General features: G+C 68.8%; 26 protein-coding genes and 1 tRNA gene. 17 read left to right on the top strand and 10 right to left on the bottom strand.

Annotated elements, in window-relative coordinates; genetic code table 11:
* Nucleotides 1-2 precede the first annotated feature (2 nt).
* The 5 genes from CKW28_RS19860 (at nucleotide 3) to CKW28_RS19880 (ending at nucleotide 3287) form a co-directional block, all read left to right on the top strand.
* Nucleotides 3-212: a ferredoxin Fdx gene (locus CKW28_RS19860; RefSeq protein WP_003926283.1), complete on the top strand. Its 210-nt coding sequence runs from the start codon at nucleotides 3-5 to the stop codon at nucleotides 210-212.
* 3 nt (nucleotides 213-215) lie between these two features.
* Nucleotides 216-761 carry a nuclear transport factor 2 family protein gene (locus tag CKW28_RS19865; protein ID WP_003926284.1) on the top strand — a complete coding sequence of 182 codons (546 nt, stop codon included), beginning with the start codon at nucleotides 216-218 and terminating at the stop codon, nucleotides 759-761.
* Between the two features lie 89 nt (nucleotides 762-850).
* The gene (locus tag CKW28_RS19870; RefSeq protein WP_003926285.1) at nucleotides 851-1978 is read left to right on the top strand and encodes an NDMA-dependent alcohol dehydrogenase; all 1128 of its coding nucleotides are present in this window, start codon (nucleotides 851-853) and stop codon (nucleotides 1976-1978) included.
* A 38-nt stretch (nucleotides 1979-2016) separates the two neighbouring features.
* Entirely contained in the window at nucleotides 2017-2454 is a 438-nt protein-coding gene (locus tag CKW28_RS19875; protein ID WP_040547652.1) for a nuclear transport factor 2 family protein, read from the top strand.
* On the top strand, nucleotides 2451-3287 hold the full coding sequence (locus CKW28_RS19880; protein ID WP_197700660.1) for an SDR family NAD(P)-dependent oxidoreductase: 837 nt from the start codon (nucleotides 2451-2453) through the stop codon (nucleotides 3285-3287). Before CKW28_RS19875 ends, CKW28_RS19880 begins: the two co-directional genes overlap by 4 nt.
* 1 nt (nucleotide 3288) lies before the next feature.
* Here the strand turns inward: CKW28_RS19880 and CKW28_RS19885 are convergent, their stop codons facing one another.
* Nucleotides 3289-4818 carry an alpha/beta hydrolase family protein gene (locus CKW28_RS19885; RefSeq protein WP_003926288.1) on the bottom strand — a complete coding sequence of 510 codons (1530 nt, stop codon included), beginning with the start codon at nucleotides 4816-4818 and terminating at the stop codon, nucleotides 3289-3291.
* 46 nt (nucleotides 4819-4864) lie between these two features.
* On the opposite strand from CKW28_RS19885, the gene CKW28_RS19890 reads away from it, so the two are divergent.
* Together CKW28_RS19890 and CKW28_RS19895 are read left to right on the top strand one after the other, a co-directional pair.
* Nucleotides 4865-5269 (top strand): HIT family protein, encoded by a 405-nt coding sequence (locus CKW28_RS19890; protein WP_003926289.1) that lies wholly within the window; start codon nucleotides 4865-4867, stop codon nucleotides 5267-5269.
* Between the two features lie 29 nt (nucleotides 5270-5298).
* Nucleotides 5299-6021 (top strand): hypothetical protein, encoded by a 723-nt coding sequence (locus CKW28_RS19895; RefSeq protein ID WP_003926290.1) that lies wholly within the window; start codon nucleotides 5299-5301, stop codon nucleotides 6019-6021.
* Nucleotides 6022-6024: 3 nt separating this feature from the next.
* Here the strand turns inward: CKW28_RS19895 and CKW28_RS19900 are convergent.
* Together CKW28_RS19900 and CKW28_RS19905 are read right to left on the bottom strand one after the other, a co-directional pair.
* Nucleotides 6025-6096, bottom strand: a tRNA-Thr gene (locus CKW28_RS19900).
* Nucleotides 6097-6162: 66 nt separating this feature from the next.
* Nucleotides 6163-6771 carry a maleylpyruvate isomerase family mycothiol-dependent enzyme gene (locus CKW28_RS19905; protein WP_003926291.1) on the bottom strand — a complete coding sequence of 203 codons (609 nt, stop codon included), beginning with the start codon at nucleotides 6769-6771 and terminating at the stop codon, nucleotides 6163-6165.
* 93 nt (nucleotides 6772-6864) lie between these two features.
* Here CKW28_RS19905 and CKW28_RS19910 point away from each other — a divergent pair, with 93 nt between their 5' ends.
* Together CKW28_RS19910 and CKW28_RS19915 are read left to right on the top strand one after the other, a co-directional pair.
* Nucleotides 6865-7470, top strand: coding sequence for a class I SAM-dependent methyltransferase (locus tag CKW28_RS19910; protein WP_003926292.1), 606 nt, complete (start codon nucleotides 6865-6867; stop codon nucleotides 7468-7470).
* A 150-nt stretch (nucleotides 7471-7620) separates the two neighbouring features.
* On the top strand, nucleotides 7621-7932 hold the full coding sequence (locus tag CKW28_RS19915; protein ID WP_003926293.1) for a DUF3303 domain-containing protein: 312 nt from the start codon (nucleotides 7621-7623) through the stop codon (nucleotides 7930-7932).
* 34 nt (nucleotides 7933-7966) lie between these two features.
* On the opposite strand, the gene CKW28_RS19920 is transcribed toward CKW28_RS19915, so the two are convergent.
* Nucleotides 7967-8275: a DUF732 domain-containing protein gene (locus tag CKW28_RS19920; RefSeq protein WP_003926294.1), complete on the bottom strand. Its 309-nt coding sequence runs from the start codon at nucleotides 8273-8275 to the stop codon at nucleotides 7967-7969.
* A 183-nt stretch (nucleotides 8276-8458) separates the two neighbouring features.
* Nucleotides 8459-8848 carry a nuclear transport factor 2 family protein gene (locus CKW28_RS19925; RefSeq protein ID WP_003926295.1) on the bottom strand — a complete coding sequence of 130 codons (390 nt, stop codon included), beginning with the start codon at nucleotides 8846-8848 and terminating at the stop codon, nucleotides 8459-8461.
* A gap of 533 nt (nucleotides 8849-9381) precedes the next feature.
* On the opposite strand from CKW28_RS19925, the gene CKW28_RS19930 reads away from it, so the two are divergent.
* The 4 genes from CKW28_RS19930 to CKW28_RS19945 are packed head-to-tail and all read left to right on the top strand — an operon-like array spanning nucleotide 9382 to nucleotide 13739.
* Complete coding sequence (locus CKW28_RS19930; protein ID WP_197700661.1) at nucleotides 9382-11742, top strand: xanthine dehydrogenase family protein molybdopterin-binding subunit; 2361 nt, start codon at nucleotides 9382-9384, stop codon at nucleotides 11740-11742.
* On the top strand, nucleotides 11733-12398 hold the full coding sequence (locus tag CKW28_RS19935) for an SRPBCC family protein (RefSeq protein ID WP_003926297.1): 666 nt from the start codon (nucleotides 11733-11735) through the stop codon (nucleotides 12396-12398). Before CKW28_RS19930 ends, CKW28_RS19935 begins: the two co-directional genes overlap by 10 nt.
* Complete coding sequence (locus CKW28_RS19940) at nucleotides 12395-13270, top strand: FAD binding domain-containing protein (RefSeq protein WP_003926298.1); 876 nt, start codon at nucleotides 12395-12397, stop codon at nucleotides 13268-13270. The genes CKW28_RS19935 and CKW28_RS19940 overlap by 4 nt, the downstream gene beginning before the upstream one ends.
* Nucleotides 13263-13739 (top strand): (2Fe-2S)-binding protein, encoded by a 477-nt coding sequence (locus CKW28_RS19945; RefSeq protein ID WP_003926299.1) that lies wholly within the window; start codon nucleotides 13263-13265, stop codon nucleotides 13737-13739. The genes CKW28_RS19940 and CKW28_RS19945 overlap by 8 nt, the downstream gene beginning before the upstream one ends.
* A 64-nt stretch (nucleotides 13740-13803) precedes the next feature.
* Here CKW28_RS19945 and CKW28_RS19950 read toward each other — a convergent pair whose 3' ends face one another.
* The 3 genes from CKW28_RS19950 to CKW28_RS19960 form a co-directional block, all read right to left on the bottom strand.
* Entirely contained in the window at nucleotides 13804-14757 is a 954-nt protein-coding gene (locus CKW28_RS19950; protein WP_003926300.1) for a type IV toxin-antitoxin system AbiEi family antitoxin domain-containing protein, read from the bottom strand.
* Nucleotides 14758-14890: 133 nt separating this feature from the next.
* Nucleotides 14891-15721, bottom strand: coding sequence for an SDR family oxidoreductase (locus tag CKW28_RS19955; RefSeq protein WP_040547660.1), 831 nt, complete (start codon nucleotides 15719-15721; stop codon nucleotides 14891-14893).
* A gap of 18 nt (nucleotides 15722-15739) precedes the next feature.
* Nucleotides 15740-16660, bottom strand: coding sequence for an enoyl-CoA hydratase (locus CKW28_RS19960; protein WP_003926302.1), 921 nt, complete (start codon nucleotides 16658-16660; stop codon nucleotides 15740-15742).
* A 140-nt stretch (nucleotides 16661-16800) separates the two neighbouring features.
* Between CKW28_RS19960 and CKW28_RS19965 the strand changes: the two genes are divergently transcribed.
* The 4 genes from CKW28_RS19965 (at nucleotide 16801) to CKW28_RS19980 (ending at nucleotide 19607) form a co-directional block, all read left to right on the top strand.
* On the top strand, nucleotides 16801-17301 hold the full coding sequence (locus CKW28_RS19965) for an intersectin-EH binding protein Ibp1 (protein ID WP_328588369.1): 501 nt from the start codon (nucleotides 16801-16803) through the stop codon (nucleotides 17299-17301).
* 143 nt (nucleotides 17302-17444) lie between these two features.
* The gene (locus CKW28_RS19970) at nucleotides 17445-17834 is read left to right on the top strand and encodes a hypothetical protein (RefSeq protein ID WP_003926304.1); all 390 of its coding nucleotides are present in this window, start codon (nucleotides 17445-17447) and stop codon (nucleotides 17832-17834) included.
* Nucleotides 17835-17981: 147 nt separating this feature from the next.
* Nucleotides 17982-18146, top strand: coding sequence for a hypothetical protein (locus tag CKW28_RS19975; RefSeq protein WP_003926305.1), 165 nt, complete (start codon nucleotides 17982-17984; stop codon nucleotides 18144-18146).
* Nucleotides 18147-19607 (top strand): alpha,alpha-trehalose-phosphate synthase (UDP-forming), encoded by a 1461-nt coding sequence (locus tag CKW28_RS19980; RefSeq protein ID WP_003926306.1) that lies wholly within the window; start codon nucleotides 18147-18149, stop codon nucleotides 19605-19607. It abuts the gene before it with no gap.
* A 1-nt stretch (nucleotide 19608) separates the two neighbouring features.
* On the opposite strand, the gene CKW28_RS19985 is transcribed toward CKW28_RS19980, so the two are convergent.
* Nucleotides 19609-20103, bottom strand: coding sequence for a hypothetical protein (locus CKW28_RS19985; protein ID WP_003926307.1), 495 nt, complete (start codon nucleotides 20101-20103; stop codon nucleotides 19609-19611).
* Nucleotides 20103-20795, bottom strand: a complete 693-nt coding sequence (locus tag CKW28_RS19990; RefSeq protein WP_003926308.1) for an Rv1363c family protein — start codon at nucleotides 20793-20795, stop codon at nucleotides 20103-20105. The genes CKW28_RS19985 and CKW28_RS19990 overlap by 1 nt, the downstream gene beginning before the upstream one ends.
* Between the last annotated feature and the right edge of the window lies 1 nt (nucleotide 20796).

Here is a 20796-nt window from a genome sequence, read left to right on the forward strand (position 1 = left end):
CCATGGGTTCCTACCGAGTCGAAGTCGACCTCGACCTGTGCCAGGGGCATGCGATGTGCGAGGTCGAGGCCCCCGACTACTTCCGGGTGCCGAAGCGGGGGCAGGTCGAGATTCTCGACCCCGAACCCCCGGACGAGGCCCGGGGCGAGATCGAGAACGCGGTCGAGATGTGCCCGACCCGGGCGCTGATCATTCGAGAAACAGGAGAGTAGACAATGCCGTCACTGCCCCGTGAGCAGCTCGAGAAGTGGGTCGAGGAGTGGCTCGAGGCCAACCGGGAGGCCGAACGCAAGGGCGACTGGAGGGGACTCGCCGACTTTTTCGCCGACGACGCCACCTACGGCTGGAACATCGGCCCGAAGGAAGACGTGATGTGCGTCGGCAAAGACGAGATCCGCGAGATCGCGCTCGGTCTGGAGATGCAGGGCCTGGAGAACTGGGTCTACGAGTACCAGAAGGTGCTCATCGACGAGAAGCAGGGCGAGATCGTCGGGTTCTGGAAGCAGATCGTCACCAAGTCCGACGGCAGCACCGACGCGATCTACGGCATCGGCGGCAGCTGGTTCCGGCTCGATGCGAACCTCAAGATCGAGTGGCAGCGCGACTTCTTCGACTTCGGCCACGTCTCCCGCATGTACATGAAGCTGATCGAGTCGGGCGACCTCAGCGAGGGCATGCAGAAGCGCATCGAGCGCAGCATGGCGGGCGAGAAACTGCCCGGGTACTACCCGCTGGGCCAGGCGCCGGTGCCGCTGTGGTGACACACGGACGATCAACCAACCCGGTGGTCGACCTGTGACCTAGATAACTTAGGCTGTCGGCAGAGGTCATCGGAGGAAGGCAGGTTGCGATGAAGACAAAAGGCGCCCTCATCTGGGAGTTCAATCAGCCGTGGTCGGTCGAGGAGATCGAGATCGGTGACCCCGTCAAGGATGAGGTCAAGATCCGGATGGAAGCCTCGGGCATGTGCCACTCCGACCACCATCTGGTGACCGGCGGCATCCCGATGGGCGGGTTCCCGGTGCTCGGCGGGCATGAAGGCGCCGGGGTGGTCGAGGAGGTCGGCCCGGGGGTCGAGGAGGTGCAGCCGGGCGACCACGTGGTGTTGTCGTTCATCCCGTCGTGCGGGCAGTGCCCGTCGTGTCAGGCCGGGCTGCGCAACCTCTGCGATCTCGGGGCCGGTCTGCTCAACGGCGCCGCGGTGTCCGACGGGACCTTCCGCATCACCGCCCGCGGGCAGAACGTCTACCCGATGACGCTGCTGGGCACCTTCTCGCCGTACATGGTGGTGCACAAGAGCTCGGTGGTGAAGATCGACAAGGACATCCCGTTCGAGGTGGCCTGCCTGGTCGGCTGCGGTGTCACCACCGGCTACGGCTCGGCGGTGCGCAGCGGCGACGTCCGCCCGGGCGACGACGTCGCGATCGTCGGGGTCGGCGGCGTCGGCATGGGTGCGCTGCAGGGGGCGGTCAACGCCGGGGCCCGCTACATCTTCGCGATCGACCCGGTGGAGTGGAAGCGCGATCAGGCGCTGAAATTCGGTGCCACCCACGTCTATCCGGACATCGAGTCGGCGATGGCGGGCATCGCGGAGGTCACCTGGGGTCTGATGGCCAAGAAGGTCATCGTCACCGTCGGTGAGCTCAAGGGTGAGGACATCGACGCTTACGTCAACCTCACCGCCAAGGGCGGAACCTGCGTGCTGACCGCGATCGGCAGCCTGCTGGACACCCAGGTCAACCTGAATCTGTCCATGCTGACGCTGCTGCAGAAGAACCTGCAGGGCACCATCTTCGGCGGCGGCAACCCGCATCACGACATCCCGCAGCTGCTGTCGATGTACAAGGCCGGCAAGCTCAACCTCGACGACATGGTCACCCGGCAGTACAAGCTGGAGCAGATCAACGAGGGCTACCAGGACATGCTCGAGGGCCGCAACATCCGCGGCGTCATCCGCTACACCGACGACGACCGGTGACCCCACGCCCGGTCGCCGGCCAGTGAGGAGTGAGAAATTTGTCCGAAACCCCTGTAGCTGAAGCCGAAACACCGGTCCGGATCGCATCGCAGGCTTCGTGGCGGTGCGTGCAGGCCGGCGACCGGGAGGGCTGGCTGGCCCTGATGGCCGACGATGTGGTGATCGAGGACCCGATCGGGCAGGCCATCACCAACCCGGACGGCACCGGGGTGCGCGGCAAGGCCGCTGTGGGCGAGTTCTACGACACCAACATCGGGCCGAACCGGCTGACGGTCACCTGCGAGGAGACCTTCCCGTCCAGTTCGCCCCAAGAGATCGCCTACATCCTGGTGCTGCGCACCGAGTTCCCGGACGGTTCGGCGGCGACCGTCCGGGGGGTGTTCACCTACCGCGTCAACGACGAGGGGTTGATCACCAATCTGCGCGGCTACTGGAACATGGACGCGATGCAGTTCAGCAAGGGGCCGGGCAGCTGATCGGCGCGGTCGTCGTCGGCGGGTCGCGCGGGATCGGGCTGGCGGTCGCCGAACTGTTGGCGGCTCGCGGTGTCGGGGTGGTGGTCAACGGACGTGACCCCGAGGTCGTGACCGAAGCGGCACAACGCATCTCCGGTGTGGGGCACGCCGGCTCCCCCGCCGACCCGGCGGTCGCCGACGCGCTCGTCGACACCTGCGTGCAGAACTTCGGCAGCATCGACATCCTGATCAACTGCGCCGGCACCGCCGAGCCGCCGGGCTCGTCGATCCTCAACATCAGTTCCGGGCAGTTCCGGGAACTGCTCGACGCGCACCTGGGCACCGTGTTCGAGACCTGCCGTGCCGCCGCGCCGCGGATGGTCGCCCAGGGCGGCGGCGCGATCGTCAACACCAGCTCGTTCGCGTTCCTCGGCGATTACGGCGGCACCGGTTACCCGGCCGGCAAGGGCGGGGTCAACGGTCTCACGCTGGCGATCGCCGCCGAACTGAAGGAGCACTCGGTGCGCGCCAATGTGGTGTGCCCGGGAGCGCGGACGAGGCTGTCCACCGGCCCGGAGTACGAGGCGCACATCGCCGAGCTGCACCGACGCGGGCTGCTCGACGAGGTGAGCATGCAGGGCGCGCTGGACGCCGCACCGCCGGAGTACGTGGCGCCGACGTACGCCTACCTGGTCAGCGATCTGGCGAAGGACATCACCGGCCGGATCTTCATCGCCGCCGGCGGCTTCCTCGGCGAATTCGCCCGGCCCACCCCGGATTTCCTCGGGTTCCGGGACGCCAACGACTCCCCGCCGTTCTCGGTCGAGGAGATCCACGACATGATCAACCGCTGACTCAGCGGCGGTCGATCCGCACGTCGGGCCAGGGCGGCGGCCCGTCGAGCAACGCGGCATCGCCGTCGCTCGCCTCACCGAGGAAGCGGTTGAAGAACGCCACCGTGTACCGGGCGACGATGTCGTGACCGCGTTCGGCGCCGACCGGTCCGGACATGCCCAGCCTCTGCGCCAGCGGGGTGTACCGCGGCGCGTCGGTGTAGTTGAGGTGGAACATCCCGGGGATCTCCACGTGGTAGCCGTGCCCGGGAGCGCTCCCGGCGAAGGTCTCACGCTGGGTGGTGATGGTCTCATCCACCTCGTGGTCCGGCCAGCCGCCGTTGCGATCACGTTCGGCCAGAATGGATTCGGTGTCACGGGTCAGCCACATGGCGGGACGGCGCAGCCCGGTGCGCACCACCTCCGCGGGCATCGCGGCGTCCATCATCAGGCAGGCGCGCAGCCGTGAGTCGTCATGGCAGGCCTGGCCGACCGTGATCGCCCCCAGCGAGATGCCGAACGCCCCGGCGCGGTCGAGATCGAGCCGGCCGGTGAACAACCCGTTCGGGTCGTCGGCGTCGAGCCCGCCGAGCCGATCGAGCGCGAAGCCGATGTCCGCGGCGAGATAGGGGAACAATCCGGCGGGGAGCGGGACGTCGCCGAGAGCCGGCGGCGGTGTCACCGGGGTGATGCTCTGCTGGATGACGTCGACGAGCCGGTCCTTGGGCCAACCGTCGACGGCGCGCCCGTCGGCGAGCACGGTGACCGCGGAGGTGTACGGCTGATCGAGGCCGACGACGACGAAACCGTGCGACACCAGTTGCTCGACCTGGAACATGTTGGACTGGCGGAATCCGTTGAGCCCGGAGACGAAGACCAGAACCGGGTAGCGCGGGCGGTCCGGCGCGAGCGGCGGCTGCCGGGTGGCGTGGGTCGGGACCACGCCGAGGTGGCTGAACACGAATCCGGGGACGCCGAGCAGCCGGCCGGCCGCCGGGGCGAGCGTCGCCGCATCCGAGACATAGGGCTCGACCGGGGCGTCGGCGCCCGGCTCGGCGGGATACCAGACCTGCGCGACGATCTCCCGGCGCGCCGCCGGGTCGGCATCGAAGATCTCCCTGCGGTCGTCGTCGCGCCAGTGGTAGGTCACCGTGCCGATCGCGTACGGGCCCGTCGGCGGCGGAAACCGGAAGACCGGCACCGCCACCGGCACCACCACCGCCGCCGCGAGCAGCACGACGCCCACGGTCAGACCGAGCAGCCGCCGCCACCCCGTGGGCGGGGCCGGCCGGCGCACACGCACGGCCCACCACAGCGTGACCCCGGCGGCCAGCGCATAGGCCGGTACCAGTTGCCACCGGTAGCCCTCGCCGATCAGCTGGGCGAGCGCGACCAACGCCGGCGCCGACGCCAGATGCCGTGCCCGGCGAGCACCCGCGGGTAACGGCAGAACCAGCATCGCGAGTCCGATGGCGTTCACGACACACAACAAGATCTCGCCGAACCGCACCCGGCCGATTATGCCGACGCCCCGGGCCCGCCACCTGTCCACCTGTCACGGTCACCTGCCGTCGAATCGCCCGTTCTAAGCTCGGGGTATGGCGACTGTTTTCACCAAGATCATCAACCGTGAGCTGCCCGGCCGGTTCGTCTACGAAGACGACGAGGTGGTCGCGTTCCTGACCATCGAGCCGATGACGCAGGGCCACACCCTGGTGGTCCCGCGCGAGGAGATCGACCACTGGCAGAACATCGAACCCGAGAAGTTCGCCAAGGTGATGGGGGTGGCTCAGCTGATCGGCAAGGCAGTCACCAAGGCGTTCGACGCCGAACGGGCCGGGGTGATCATCGCCGGGCTGGAGGTGCCGCACCTGCACGTCCACGTATTCCCGGCCTACAACCTGACCGACTTCGGATTCGCCAACGTGGACCGCAACCCGTCGCCGGAATCGCTCGACGAGGCCCAGCAGAAGATCAAGGCGGCGCTGGCCGAACTCATCTGAGCCGCACCGGTCGGCCCTAGACTGACGTCATGAATCTGGGTAAGAGCCTGATGCAGGTCGCCACCGCGCCGGTGCGCATCGGGCTCGCCGTCGCCGACGCCGGTCTGGAAGTCGCGGCCGCCGGCCTCGGCATGGCCCACCGCACGCTGGGTGAACCCACCGCCGGACCAAGCTCGGTCGCCGGCATCCTCGGGCTCGAGGACACCCTCGAACGGGCGAACCGGCTGGCCAAACTGCTCGACGAGGACGCCCCGCTGGGGCGTGCGCTGGCCCCGGACGGCCCGCTGGACCGGCTGATGCGGCCCGGCGGGGTGATCGACCGGCTGACCGCACCCGGGGGCGTGCTGGACCGGCTCACCGACGAGGAGGGCGGCCTGATGCGGGCGCTGGAGCCCGGCGGGCTGGTCGATCAGCTGCTCGCCGAGGACGGGCTGGTCGAACGGGTGCTCGCCGAGGACGGGCTGGCGGACCGGCTGCTCGCCGAGGGCGGCTTGATCGACCGGCTCACCGCCCGCGACGGGCCGCTCGAACAGCTCGCCGATGTCGCCGACACCCTGAACCGGCTCGCGCCCGGGCTGGAGGCCCTCGAACCCACCATCGCCGCGCTGCGCGAGGCGGTCATCACGTTGTCGCAGGTGGTGAACCCGCTGAGCAATATCGCCGACCGGATCCCGTTCCCCCGCCGCCCACCGCGGCGGATGCCGCCACGGGCCGTGCCGTCACAGCGGATCATCGAACCCGACGACGAGTGATCGAGCCCCCCGTCGGGATCGAACCGACGACCGCTCGCTTACAAGGCGAGTGCTCTACCACTGAGCTAGGGAGGCGCTGCTGTTGCGCCTGACAGGTTACCAATCCGTCATCCGGCGCCATGATCTTCGCCCATCGAAGCGTCAGCGCAGCCGCCCGGCCAGGACGGGTTTGCCGGGGCCGCCGAGCTCGTCGACGACCGCAGCCCGGCCGGTCATCGCCATGAGCAGCGCCTCGCCGGTGCCGCTGACCTCGGGACCCTCTCCGTGGGTCCAGTCGATGTCGGTGGCGTGTAGTCGCAGTCCCCGGATGCGTCGTCCGGCGCCGAGGCGGGGATTGCCCGGCACGGACCGCAGCACCCGCAGCAGACGATCCGCGGCGATGGTGCGTGGCCGGCCCAGGGGGCGCCGGATGTCCTGATGGTGCACGGTCCCGTCGACGAGGGCGATCATGCCGCCGAAACCGGCGGTGAGTCCGCGTGGCCACAGGTGCCGGTTGAGGAAGTCGAGCAGTTGTTCGGGGCTCAACGAACCGAACTCGTCGACACCGACTTGATTGGCCCGGACCACATACCCCTTGGCGAACCGCTTCAGCAGACCGAACGGACCCAGTTCCTCATAACTGATCACGTGGGCGACAACGTCTTTCACCGTCCATCGGGCGCACAGGCTGGGCGTCGCCCACTGCTCGGGGGTCAGTGTCGCCAAGAACTGAGCCAGCTCCGTCCGCTCGGCGTATGCCATGTCCATCATGGGGCGCTTCTTCCCTGCCGGTTCGGCACGCCTCGATCCGGCCGGCTCACCGACCGAACAAGGCATGTGCGCCGCTGCTGCGACAATGCCTCCATGGTCGAGAAGAGTCTGTGGATGCGCAAGGTCGAGGCCGATCCGGGCCACTCGCAGTGGTACATCGAACGCTTCCGGGCGATGGCCCGCGCCGGGGAGGATCTGGTCGGTGAGGCCCGCCTCGTCGACGCGATGGCCCCACGCAACGCGCACATCCTGGACGCCGGCTGCGGTCCGGGCCGGCTCGGCGGCTACCTGTCCGCGGCCGGTCACCGCGTCGTCGGGGTCGATGTCGACCCGGCCCTCATCGAGGCGGCGGAACAGGATTATCCGGGTCCGCAGTACCTGGTCGGCGACCTCGCCGAACTCGACCTTCCGGCCCGCGGCATCCCGGACCCGTTCGACGTCATCGTGATGGCCGGCAATGTGATGGCGTTCCTGGCCCCGAGCACCCGCACCACGGTGTTGAGCCGGCTGCGTGCTCATCTGGCCGAAGACGGCCGCGCCGCAATCGGATTCGGCGCCGGCCGGGACTACGATTTCGACGAGTTCCTCGCCGACGCCGCCACCGCCGGGCTCACCCCGGACCTGCTGCTGTCCACCTGGGATCTGCGTCCGTTCACCGAGGACTCCGAATTCCTGGTGGCGCTGCTGCGCCGGGCGTAGCCGCCGCACCGCGCAGATTCTTTACCAAGCCAACGATCCGTTGCGCCAGTTCATCATTCGCCCCCAAGCCCGGTTCTCGCGGCGGATAATTCGCTACGTGGCGATCCGTGGACAGCCGGTTCCGGATGCCGTTCGGGGGGAGGAATCGACATGAAGTTCGTGATGACGTGGACCACCCGGCTGACCGGGTCCGCGCAGGACAACGAGGCGTCGGTGAAACGCGGCCTGGAACTGTTCTCGAAGTGGGCACGTCCGGCCGGCACGACGTTTCACCAGTTCGTCGGCCGTGTCGACGGCACCGGCGGTTTCGCCGTCGTGGAGACCGACGACCCGAAGGATCTGCTCGACGGTGCGACGAAGTTCAGCGCGCTGAACGAGTTCGCGATCCACCCGGTGGTGGACATCGAGGAATGGGTGCACAGCGCCCAGGAAGGCATCGACTTCCGGGAGTCGATCTCTTGACCTCGGCGTCTGACCGGGGCCGTTTCGACCGGTGCTACACCTTGCCGCTGTGCTGCGGACAGAAGTACAGCGGCGCCCCGGCCACGATGAAGTTGGTCAGCGCCTCGTCGTCGGTGCGGGCGTCGAGTTCCTCGACGACCGTCTCCCAACCCGCGCCGCTGTCGTACTGGGCGCACACATCGGTGGCGTAGCCGACGATCGTCGCGCAGTCACCGGTGTAGCCCACCCCGGTCATCGCCTGGCAGAACTCCGCGTCGGGACTCGCATTCGCGGCCGGCGCGGCGACGAACAACGTCATCAAACCGACGGAGAACAGGCCGGCGGATCCCAGTGCGAGTTTCATGACATCCATCGTCCCCGGCGATGGTGAGAACGTCTGGAACATCGGCCAGAAATGTCTGATTCGTGACCGAAAACACCGATCGGCCCGCCACCGCGAACAGTGGCGGGCCGGCCGGGGGACCGTTTGCGCGCATGCCCCCTCTGCGTCTCCTCCTCTGCGGTCCCCTCCTCTGCGCCCCCTCCTCTACGTGGAAGCCACCTGCTTCCTGCCGTAGATGCGTTCCATCATCGCCGTGTCGGTGTAGACCTGCGCACGGACGGTCTTGCCGTCACGCAGGGTGAACACATCGGCGTCCTGGGCCGACTCACTGCCGAGGGCGACGTCGGTGAGGGCGACCACCGTGTCCCCGTCGGCGATCAGCCGGTTGACCTTGACGGTCGCTCCCTTTTCGGCGAGTTTGCCGAGGAAGTCGAGGAACTCGGCCTTGCCGTGATAAGTGCCGCTGATGGCGCTGTCGCCGGGTTGCACCCACTCCACGTCGTCGTCGAACAGGCTGAGCACGGTTTCCATGTCACCGGCCGCGAAGGCCTCGTAGCCGCGCCTGATGGTGTCGATGTTCTGTTCAGCTGACATTGCGGTTTCCTCTCGTGCGCATCCGGATGGTCGGCCGTGACGGTTGTTCGGCCGGTCCGGTGAGTCGCACGAGCGCGGCCCCCCGGATCGGTCAGATTCCCCCCGCCGCTCCAAGTATCCGCCCCTGACCAGCGCCGATGGCCCGATCCGACCGCAGAGATCCACCGCTGCTGCCGTTCTCAACATCCGGCGCCGACCCCACCGCGGCCGAGCTACCGCGCGACCGCCGGACCGGCCCCCAGATCGGTTGTGGCACAGGTTCATCGCTGATGTTTCGGCATGGTCAGTTACGCCGCGGCCAGGACCGGCCGCCCGCGAATTTCCCGGCCCGTCCGGCCACCCGCGGGAGCCGATCGGTGGCGGATCCGAGCCTTGTCGGCCCGGCGGATCCTGCGTAGCGTCGACCCGGGCCGGGTTGCGAGTCAGCCCACTGTCGATACCGCCTGTGACTGGCGACACCTCTCGGGTACGCTGCTGCTGAGCGACTGCTTAGCATGTCCGACCGGCTCGAGATGACGATGGGAGCAACCACCATGACCGTGTCTTCTGCTGGGCCTTCAGCGGGGACGGTTCCGGCCCGCTACGCGGGCAGCCGGGTGCCGCGAGTCGAGGACACCCGGCTGCTGACCGGCCGGGGCACCTTCGTCGACGACATCATCCGCCCCGGGATGCTGCACGCCTGCTTCGTCCGCAGCCCGTTCGCCCGCGCCACGATCAACGGCATCGACGCGTCCGCCGCCCTGGCGATGCCCGGGGTGCGCGCGGTGTTCACCGCCGCCGACATCAACCCCGAGGTGAAAGAGGCCTGGCACGCGGTGGCCGGCAAGGACGTCCCGGACACCCCGCGGCCGCCCCTGGCCGAGAGTGAGGCCAAGTTCGTCGGCGATCCGGTGGCGCTGGTGGTGGCCGACAGCCGCTACATCGCCGAGGACGCCATCGAGCTGGTCGACGTCGACTACGAGCCGTTACCCGCGGTCGCCGACTTCCGTCAGGCGGTGAACTCCGACGTCGTGGTGCACGAGGAGTACCCGGACAACGTCGCCGGCGGAATGGCCGGCGCGCCCCCGGACGAGGAGACCTTCGCCAACGCGGCCCACGTGGTCTCCGAGCACATCTACCAGCACGCCCACGTTCCGGTGCCGATCGAGTGCCGCGGCATCGTCGCCGAATGGCAGTCCGCCTCCGACGAGCTGACGATCTGGGCGTCCACTCAGACCCCGCACGAGCTGCGCGCCTTCGCGGCCCGGCTGCTGGGCATCCCCGCATCGCGGGTGCGGGTGATCGTCAAGGACACCGGCGGCGGGTTCGGGCAGAAGGTCGTCCCGATGCGCGAGGACATGTGCATCATGATCGCCGCCCGTAAGGTGCCCGCCCCGCTGAAATGGATCGAGGACCGCCGGGAGAACCTGATGGCGGCCAGTCAGGCGCGGCACGTCGACGGCGACGTCCGGATGGCGTTCGACGCCGACGGCACCATCCTGGCCGCCGACATCGACTTCATTCAGGACATCGGCTCCTATCCGACGCCCTACCCGGTGCTCACCACCGCGGCGATCGGCATGTTCTTCCCCGGCCCGTACCGGGTGCCCAAGGCCAGCTTCAACTACAAGACGGTGTTCTCCAACACCGCCGGGCTGGCCGCCTACCGCGGGCCGTGGCAGTACGAAACCCTGTCCCGGGAGATCCTGCTCGACATCGCCGCCCGCAAGATGGGCATGGACCCGGTCGATCTGCGCCGCAAGAACCTGCTGCGCCGCGATGAGATGCCGTACTTCAACCCGAACGGCATGCCCTACGACCACGTCGCCCCGATCGAGACGTTCGAGCAGGCCGTGAAGATGGCCGACCACGAGGGCTTCCGCAAGGAGCAGGAGGAGGCGCTGGCTCAGGGCCGCTACATCGGTCTGGGTTTCTCCACCTACATCGAACCCACCGGTGCGGCGACCGGGCACCTGGCCGGCGAGGGCGCGACGATCCGGATGGAGTCCACCGGCAAGATCAACGTCTACGTCAACGGCGGGTCCTCGGGTAACAGCATCGAGACCACCGTGGTGCAGTTGACCGCCGACGCGCTCGGCGCCGACATCGACGACGTCGCCACCATCCAGGGTGACACCGCGGTGACCCCGTACGGCGCCGGGACACAGGGCAGCCGCAGCGCCCCGATGACCGCCGGCGCGGTGCACGAGGCCGGATCGATCCTGCGCAAGCAGATCGTCACGATCGCCGCGCACATGCTCGACACCGACGAGTCGCAGATCGAGCTGGCCGGGTCGCGGGCCGTCGTGCGCGACGATCCGGACAAGAGCGTCAGCTTCGCCGACCTGGCCTACCGGGCCTACTACGAACCCCAGATGCTGCCGCCGGGTACGTCGGCCACGCTGGAGGCCACCGCCCGGTTCACCTCCCAGGCGCCGATCCACTGGGCCAACGCCACCCACGCCTGCACCTGCGAGGTGGACACCGTCACCGGCCACGTCACCCTGACCAACTACGTCGTCAGCGAGGACGTCGGGCCGATGATCAACCCGAACGTCGTCGAGGGCCAGATCGCCGGCGGCACCGTCCAGGGCATCGGCGGTGCGCTGCTGGAACACCAGGCCTACGACGCCGACGGCAATCCGTTGTCGTCGACGTTCGTCGACTACCTGCTGCCGACGGCCACCGAGGTGCCGCTCATCGAGTACGGCCACATCGAGGTCCCCGGCCCGGGCGTCGGCGGCTACAAGGGCGCCGGCGAGGGCGGCGCCATCGGCTCCACCCCCGCGGTGATCAACGCCATCAACGATGCCCTGGCAGCCCTCGGTGTCACGGTGACCAGACTGCCGGCCACCCCCGCCACGATCGTCGAACTGATCGAACAAGCCACCAGTAAGGACCAGAAGTGGAACTGATCAACGAGTTTCGGGTTCCGGTACCGGCCGAACAGGCCTGGGACGTGCTCACCGACGTCGAGCGCATCGCCCCCTGCATCCCTGGGGCCACGCTGCTCAGCGTCGACGGTGACGATTTCACCGGCCAGGTCAAGGTGAAGGTCGGACCGATCACCGTGCAGTACAAGGGCAAAGCCAGCTTCGAGCAGAAGGACACCGCCGCCCGCCGCGCGGTGATCAGGGCCAACGGCAAGGAGACCCGCGGCCAGGGCAACGCCGCCGCGGTGGTCACCGCCGAACTCAAGGAGGAGGGCGACAGCACGCTGTGCATCCTCACCACCGACCTCACCATCTCGGGTAAGGCCGCCCAGTTCGGCCGTGGCGTGCTCGCAGATGTCGCCGGCAAGCTGATCGGCCAGTTCGCCGAACGGCTGGAGGCCGACGTGCTGTCGCAGCACACCACCGCACCCGCCCCGCAGGGCTCGGCGGACGAACCGGCGGTGCAGCCGGCTCCGGTGGCGGCCCCCACCCAGGCGCCGGCGGCCGACGCCTCGGTGAACATGCTTGCGCTGGTGGCGGTTCCGATCGCCAAACGGGTGGCGCCGGTGGCGGCCGGGCTGGCCGTCGGGCTGGCGCTGGGTTGGGTGTTGGGCCGGCGCTCGGGTGGGGCGGCATGAAACCCGCACCGTTCGCCTACCACCGGCCGGCCGACCTGACCGAGGCGACGCAGCTGCTCGCCGAGTTCGGCGATGAGGCCAAGGTGCTCGCCGGCGGGCAGAGCCTGGTCCCGATGCTGAATCTGCGGTTGGCGTTCTTCGACCACCTGGTCGACATCTCGCGGCTCGACGAGCTCAAGGGCATCGAGCGCAGCAACGGCTCGCTGACGATCCGCGCCGGCACCACCGATGCCACCGTCGGCGCCGACGACCAGGTGCGCTCGGCGGTGCCGCTGTTGACCCGGGCGACGCCGCACATCGGACACTTCCAGATCCGTAACCGCGGAACGTTCGGCGGGTCAATCGCGCACGCCGATCCCGCCGGGGAGTATCCGGCCGTCGCACTGGCGCTCGACGCGCAGATGGAGGCGGTCTCCCCCACCGGCCGGCGGGAGATCGCGGCGGCCGACTTCTTCCAGGGGTTGTGGGAGACGGCGCTGGAACCCGACGAGATCCTGGCCGCGGTGCGGTTCCCGGTATGGGACGGCCGGTGCGGTTTCGCTGTCCACGAATTCGCCCGACGCCACGGTGATTTCGCGATCGCCGGGGCGGTGCTGGCGGTGCGGCTCGACGGCGACGACCGGATCAGCCGGTGCGGTATCGGCCTGCTCGGGCTGGGCTCCACCCCGCGCCGTGCCACCGCCGCCGAACAGGCCATCCTGGGCCGCCCGGTCAGCGAGGTCGACGCCGACGAACTCGGCGTGCTGGCCATGGAGGGCCTCGACGACATCCCGGCCGACCTGCAGGGGTCGGCCGACTACCGCCGCCGGGTCGGCGCCGCGATGGTGGCGCGGGCCTGGACCGATGCCAGCAGGGAGGCAGCCAGTGCATGATCATCAGGTCGAGTTGACGGTCAACGGGCAGCGCACCTCGGCCCCGGTGGAATCCCGGTTGACGCTCGCCGATTTCCTGCGGGAGCGGTGCGGCCTGACCGGAACCCACCTGGGCTGTGAGCACGGCGCCTGCGGAGCCTGCACCGTCATCATGGACGGCGCCGCGGTGCGGTCCTGCCTGGTGTTCGCGGTGCAGGCCGACGGCTCCGAGGTGACCACGGTCGAGGGCATCGCCTCACCCGACGGTGAGCTCTCCCCGGTGCAGCAGGCCATGCGGGACTGCCACGGTCTGCAATGTGGTTTCTGCACACCAGGATTCGTCACCACCATCACCGCGATGCTGCAGGAGAATCCCGACCCCACCGACGAGGAGATCCGCGAGGGGTTGTCCGGGAACTTCTGCCGCTGCACCGGATATCAGGGCATCATCAAGGCGGTCCGGCAGGCCGCCGAGGCGATGCGGGCCTGACGTTTCGCATCTTTGCGGCGGATCGGTGTCAACGGTTGGCACCGATCCGCCGCACAGACGATTGTCACGCCGCGCGGGTCGCGCCCAGCTCGCAGTGCGGCCCACACGGCCGGGCTCGGGCCGGGATGCCGTTGCGGCGCAACACCTGCGCCACCTTGGCCGCCGTTCGGCAGGGCCGGTCGAAGACCTGGCGATAGGACAACCGCACGGTCGACCGCCCCTCCGCGGCGGCGTCCAGATCGCGTTCGAAGTCGGCGTCGCGCCGCTCCGGTGAGTCGTGGTACAGGCGGCCATCCAGTTCGACCAGCAGCCGGTCGCCGTACACGGCGTCGCGATAGCGGATGCCCGTCGAGGACCGGGCCGGCTGCTGGCGCACCGCCCGCGGCAGGCCGTGCGGCCGTTCGACCCGGTTGAGATAGCCGTGCTCGAGCACCGAGCAGGTGCCGTCGGCGATGTCGACGAGGACGGCGCGCAGCCAGTTGCGCCGTCGCACCCGTCGGCGCCCGGACAGGCAGGCCAGCAGCCGGGTCGCGGCGGTGCGCCGCGACTGACACGACCGGGCCAGCACCGCGACCGCGTCGGCGTCGGTCACCGCCCGCGCCGCCACGTCGAGCACCGCCTCCTCGTAACGCATGCGCGGCGGCCCGACATGCCACAGCACCCGGTCGTCGAGATGTGCCATGCGGTGGATGCGCACACCGTCGGGTGTCACCGGGGCGGACCGCTCCCGGCTGATCGCGACATGGATCACCGGCGACTCGACATCCAGCGCCGACTCCAGACACAGCGCGGCCGGTTCGGCGTAGAGCACCGCACTCCAGGCCCGTTGCAGCCAGGTGAGCGGGCCGGTGTGATCGACGTACACCCCCGCGTGCACCCGCACCCACTCGCGACGGCGCAGCTGCCGCCGGATGCTGTGCACGGGCATGCCGGCCGCCACCGCCTGCCGACGTGAGATGACCCCGGCCTGCCGCTCGAGGATGTCATCGACGGCGGGCACGAAGTCGTCGGCGGGCACGTAGTCGATGCTCGCGCAGCCGAAGACGGTTTACCAGACCCGATCGTCGAGCCTGTGGACAACGTCAGTGCGGCGGATCGGTGTCAACAGCTGGCACCGATCCGCCGCACTGATGCCGCGTCGACGCCGTAAGTCATCCCTCGACGACGCCGCGCAGGCCGTCGGCGCCGAAGACCGGTTCGAGCATGCCCGACATGTCCGGGCCGCGGCGCAGCCCGTGCCCGCCGTCGACGTTGATGATCTGCCCGGTGATCCAGCTCGCGGCGTCGCTGAGCAGGAACACCGCCAGGTTCGCGATGTCGGAGACCTCACCGAACCGGGGCAGCGGGGTGCAGGCCCGGTAGTCGTCGACCACCGCGGGGGTGTCCATGATCGGCGCGACCAGATCGGTTTTCGTCAACCCGGGCCGGATGCCGTTGACCCGCACCCAGGACGGGCCCAGCTCGTCGGCCGCCACCATCAGCAGATGATCCAGCGCCGCCTTGCTCGGACCGTAGGCGCCGAACCACCGGTGGGTGTTGCTCGAGGCGATCGAGGACACCCCGACGAACGATCCGCCGCCCCCGCGCACCATCTCCCGCGCGGCGTGCTTGATCAGGTACATGGTGCCGTTGACGTTCAGGTCGACGGTGCGCCGCCACGCCTCGGAGTCGACCTGGGTGATCGGCCCGATCGTCTCCGAGCCGCCGGCGCAGTGCACCACCCCGTGCAGCCGCCCGTGCCAGCCGGCGGCCGCCTCGACCGCCTTCGCGACCTCGTCCTCATCGGTGACGTCGGCCGGATGGGCGCGCACCTCGCCGCCCGCCCCGGCGAGTTCGCCTGCGGCGGCGGTCAACCGGTCGGCATTGCGTCCGACGATCAGCACCTGGCCACCGGCCGCGGCGACCGCGGCGGCCACCCCTTTGCCGATACCGCTTCCGCCGCCGGTCACCAGATACGTCCGGTCGGTCAACGACAGTTGCACGGTCATCCTCCGTTCAGATCACGGGACATCACGGCGGGCGGGCTTCGGCGGACCGGCCGACCGCCAGTCGGGAACATCCGGCGGCATGCCCACCGGCCACCGATTCTCGTTGGCCGATGCCCAGTGTGCATGGCCGAGCTCGTGGATGTGGAAGGCGTGCCGCAACGCCTCGGTGAAGCCCATCGCATCGCTGGCCGCGTTCACCGAGTCCTTGATCAACAGCGCCGCCATGGTCGGGCGTTCAGCGATACGGCGGGCGAATTCCAGTGTCTTCTCCTCGAGTTCGGCGCGCGGGAAGACCTTCGACACCATGCCCATCCGATACGCCTCGTCGGCATCGATCGAATCACCGGTCAGCAGCAGCTCTTTCGCCTTGCGTGGGCCGAATTCCCATGGGTGTGCGTAATATTCGACGCCCGGCATCCCCATCCGGACCCCGACCACGTCGCTGAACCTGGCGTCGTCGGCGGCCACGATCAGGTCGCACGCCCAGATCAGCATCAGCGCCGCGGAGATCGCATTGCCCTGCACCTGGGCGATGGTGATCTTGCGCAGATCACGCCACCGGCAGGTGTTCTCGAAGTAGAAGTGCCACTCCTGACGGTAGGTGCGTTCGGCGATGCCGGTCGCGGTGGCGCCGTGTGAGCGGAACGTCGGGTGCTGGTCGGGGCCCGGTTGCCGCTCCAGCAGCGCCTCCTCCGAACCCAGATCGTGGCCCGCGGAGAAGTTCCTGCCGCGGGCGGCCAGGATCACCACCCGCACCTGATCGTCGGCCTCGGCCCGCAGAAACGCCTCGTCGAGCTGGACCAGCAGGGTCCGGGACTGCGCGTTCTGGGCCTCCGGCCGGTTCAGCCAGATCCGGGCGATGCGACCGTCGTCGAGAGTCTCGTAGGTCACCTGCTCGGATGCGTCCGGTTTCGCCACCGCCGACCACCCCATTCACCTGAGAAATCACTGGAGGACACCTTTACAGAAAGCACAGTACGTGTAGCCCCGCGGGGGTCGACAGCCTCCCTCCCCGACGATCGGAGGAAACCGGCCGGGAAACCGGGTGGGCAGCAAACCGCAACAGGACTACGATGAGTTTGCAGGCACCGCGCATTATCGAATGCGGATTCGAGCATGTTTCCCTACAATCCTCGCGAACAAGATCATCGACAACAGAAGGCGCGATCATGGCGACATTGACCCTTCAGACACGACGGCTCCTGGTGGCCGGTGGATTCGCGGTATCGGTGGTCGCCGCGCCCGCCTTCATCGAACTGCTGGCCGATACCGAACGGGAGCGCATCACGCCGCTGGCGTCCTGCCCCGCCGGTGAGGAACCCGATCACTTTACCGGCCAGTGCGTTCCGCACACGGTGCCGAACTCACCGGCCTCGACCTCGCCGTTCCAGAGCATCCCGGGCAACCCGAACATCCCTGCGGTCAGCCTGCCGGGTGGCGGCGGCGCGATTCCGTGCACCGGCCGCAACGTCGGTCAGTGCATCGCGTTGTCCGAGGTCGGCGGACCTCCGCGGGTGACTCCGGAATCACAGGTCGGCGGCAGCCCCACGGTGACCGGACGCGTCAGCCCGTAGATCTCGAGCCGGTAAACCTGCCATTGACCGGTGGCATTTGGGAATAAATCCAGCTCCAGCGGTGTAGCTGTATGTGTACCCCCGCGTGTGTACGCGGACCCCAGCTAACCCGACGCTGTCGGCTGCGCAGAAAGAGTGCACACATGGCTACCCAACACGGATTCGTCAGACGCCTGATCACCGCCGGTGGCCTCGCGCTCGCCGTGCTGGCTGCGCCGGCCCTCGGGGCCCTCGCGGCTCCCGGGACGCCGACAGCCGTGGCGGCCGAGGACGAGTGTCCCGCCGGCGAGGAACACGACTTCTTCACCGGTGAGTGTGTGCCGTTCGTGGTGCCCAACTCGCCGCGGTTCACCGCCATCCCCGGCAACCCGAACGTCCCCGCACTGGACACCGGCACCGCGGCCATCCCGTGCCCGATCCCGCAGAACTGCATCGGGCTGGGTCAGTCGCAGGCCACCGGTCCGCGGGTCGGGGCGGCGCCGGAGTCCACCATCGGCGGCACCCCGACAATCACCGGCCAACTCGGCCGCTGAGGGCGCTGGCCGGCCCCCTGAGCTGGGCGTTCGTGTCACGTTTGGGTGCGTCGGGTAGCACCGTTCACATCACGTCCCCGAAAGGTCGAACAGACGTCCCCGAAAGGTCGAATAGACGTCCCCGAAAGGTCGAATAGAGTTAAGTCCATGGCTGCTAAATCAGACCCCGCCGAACTCGGCGAAGTGGAACCCTTGGCCGACGACACCGCCAGCCAGGCCCGGCGCGTGGTGGCCGCCTACGCCAACGACGCCGACGAATGCCGTATGTTCCTGTCCATGCTCGGCATCGCGCCCTCCAAACAAGAGGCGTAGATGGCTGACCGGGGCGACTCCGGCGACTCTGATTTCGTCGTGGTGGCCAACCGGCTGCCCATCGACCTGGAACGAGCGCCGGACGGGACGACCAGCTGGAAGCGCAGTCCCGGCGGCCTGGTCACCGCCCTGGAGCCGCTGCTGCGGCGGCGGCGCGGGGCGTGGATCGGATGGCCGGGGATTCCGGACTCGGACGAGGACCCGATCGTCGACGGTGATCTGGTGCTGTATCCGGTCCGGTTGTCCGCCGACGACGTCGCCCAGTACTACGAAGGCTTCTCCAACGCCACGCTGTGGCCGCTGTACCACGATGTGATCGTCAAACCGATCTACAACCGCCAGTGGTGGGAGCGCTACGTCGAGGTGAACCGCCGGTTCGCCGAGGCCACCTCCCGCGCCGCGGCGCGCGGCGCCACCGTGTGGGTGCAGGACTACCAGCTGCAACTGGTCCCGAAGATGCTGCGGGAGCTGCGCCCCGATCTGACGATCGGGTTCTTCCTGCACATCCCGTTCCCGCCGGTGGAGCTGTTCATGCAGCTGCCGTGGCGCACCGAGATCACCGACGGTCTGCTGGGCGCCGATCTGGTCGGGTTCCACCTGCCCGGCGGAGCACAGAACTTCCTGTTCCTGGCGCGACGGCTGGTGGGCGCCAACACCTCCCGCGCATCGGTGGGTGTGCGGTCGAAGTTCGGTGAGGTTCAGATCGGCTCGCGCACCGTGAAAGTCGGCGCCTTCCCCATCTCGATCGACTCCGCGGATCTGGACCGGCAGGCCCGGCAGCGCTCGATCCGCCAGCGGGCCCGGCAGATCCGCGCCGAATTGGGCAACCCACGCAGAATTCTGCTCGGCGTGGACCGGCTCGACTACACCAAGGGCATCGACGTCCGCCTGCAGGCGTTCGCCGAACTGCTCGCCGAGGGCCGGGTGAACCGGGAGGACACCGTCTTCGTCCAGCTGGCCACCCCCAGCCGCGAGCGGGTGGAGGCCTACCGGCTGCTGCGGGACGACATCGAGCGTCAGGTCGGCCACATCAACGGTGAATACGGCGAAGTCGGCCATCCGGTCGTGCACTACCTGCACCGGCCGGTGCCGCGTGAGGAACTGATCGCGTTCTTCGTCGCCGCCGACGTCATGCTGGTCACCCCGCTGCGGGACGGGATGAACCTGGTCGCCAAGGAGTACGTGGCCTGCCGGAGCGACCTCGGCGGCGCCCTGGTCCTCAGCGAGTTCACCGGCGCCGCAGCCGAACTGGGTCAGGCGTACCTGGTGAACCCGCACAACCTGGACCATGTCAAGGACACCATGGTGGCGGCCCTGAACCAGACCCCGGAGGAGGGCCGGCGCCGGATGCGGGCGCTGCGCCGCCAGGTGCTGGCCCACGATGTCGACCTGTGGGCCCGCAGCTTCCTCGACGCGCTGGCCTCCACCCGCACCGGGGACGCCGACGCGGTTCCGGTGTGAATCAGATCGGCGTGATGTAGTCGATCAACCACTTGCCGTCGATCTTCTCGTAATCGACGCGCAACCGGCTGCCGTCATACACCGACTGTTTGGACTTGTCGGTCACGGTGCGGTTCATGTAGACCATCACCGATCCGCTGTTGCGTTGTGCCGCAAGCACACCGACACCCACCACATTGGCCTGACTGACCACCTCGCGTTCCCGCGCCTGCGGGATGATGTCCTTGGTGGCGCGGTCCCGGAACTCCTCGCGGTAGCTCGGGGTGAGCAGGTCGTAGGCCTCGGTCAGGCTGCGCTCCACGGTCTGATAGTCGTAACCGAACACCGCCGGGATCTGCTCCTCGGCCAGCGGGCCGAGGGTCTCCCGGGTCAGCTGTTCGGCGCGCAACTCCACCCGGTTCCAGTACAGCCCGCCGCCGACGGCGGACAGCACGACGAATGCCACCGCGAGCAGGATCGCGCCCCCGGCGACCAGCCGCACAGCCCAGCGCGACATCAGTTCCCCCCGTCCGGGTACATCAGGTCATAGCCGGTCATGTTGCCGTCGTCGTCCTCGCTGACGATGACCCGCATCCGGTACGGCTGCGACGGTTTGTTCACCCCGTCGATGTCGGTCACCGTCACCCGTACCGACACCAGCACGGCGGCCTTGCGCCCGATCGGGTCGTGGCTCTCCAGGGCCGCCCCGTTGACCACCGCCTCCGAGGAGGCGTTGGTGTCCCGGAACATCGCCTTGAGGTTCTCGGTGTTGTTGTTGTGCATCAGCATGTCCCGCAACGGACCGCTGGTGCTGTCGACGAACCGGTTGACGCTCTCCTCGACGGTGTCCTGGGTGAAGCTGAACATGTTCACCACCATCTGGCTGGCGGTGTCGACGAACCGCTGTTTGTGGTCCAGGTCGGCCTGCACCCGGTTCTGCTGCACCGTCATGACCGCGACGGCACCGACCACCACCGCGACCAGCAGCGCACCGACGCTCAGCGCCAGTACGGCCACCAACCGCGAGTTGGCGGGCCGCCGCGGCGGTGGCCCCAGCGGCCCCGCGGGCGGCCGGGTCACCGGCGCGCTCACCGGGGTCACCGGTTTGGGAGCGCTCTCGGTCTTGACGACGATGTCGGCGGCCGTTTCACCCGCCGGGCCCGGGGCCCGGTAGGCACGACGGCGCTGCCTGCTGCTGCTGGTTGTCATG

It is taken from the genome of Mycolicibacterium thermoresistibile (assembly GCF_900187065.1).
Classification (GTDB): Bacteria; Actinomycetota; Actinomycetes; order Mycobacteriales; family Mycobacteriaceae; genus Mycobacterium; species Mycobacterium thermoresistibile.